The sequence below is a fragment of the Streptomyces aculeolatus genome, from assembly GCF_020400605.1.
Classification (GTDB): domain Bacteria; phylum Actinomycetota; class Actinomycetes; order Streptomycetales; family Streptomycetaceae; genus Streptomyces; species Streptomyces aculeolatus.
The window spans coordinates 1-479 of the sequence record NZ_JAINRD010000106.1; the positions used below are offsets into that span (position 1 = coordinate 1).

Below are 479 nucleotides of genomic sequence, written 5' to 3' on the forward strand. Positions count from 1 at the left end.
AACCCACCCTGCCGCACATAACTCCGCCCCTCCCGATCAGGATCCGCATCATAAAGCCCCTCAAGATCCCACCCCCGATCCACCGGGAACCCAGAAATCGCATCCCCACCCGCATCAACCAACCGCCACAAATCCTCAGGAGACTCCACCCCACCCGGGAACCGGCACGCCATCCCCACAATCACCACCGGATCATCCACCACACCCGACACCACCGGGCCCACCACACCCGCACCCACCCCAACCGCGGCCTGATCCCCCAACAACTCAGCCCGCAAAAACCCCGCCAACGCCACCGGCGTCGGATAGTCGAACACCAACGTCGCCGGCAACCGCAACCCCGTAGCCGCACCCAGACGGTTCCGCAACTCCACCGCCGTCAACGAATCAAACCCCACATCACGAAACGCACGCTCCGCCTCCACCGCCACCGCACTCCCATGCCCCAACACCACCGCAGCATGCGAACGCACCAGATC

General features: G+C 64.7%; 1 protein-coding gene. It reads right to left on the reverse strand.

Going from position 1 to position 479, the window contains the following annotated elements; all coding sequences use genetic code 11:
* Positions 1 to 479 (reverse strand): acyl carrier protein (locus LG396_RS38910; RefSeq protein WP_225798330.1); only part of this gene is annotated, 479 nt, incomplete at both ends.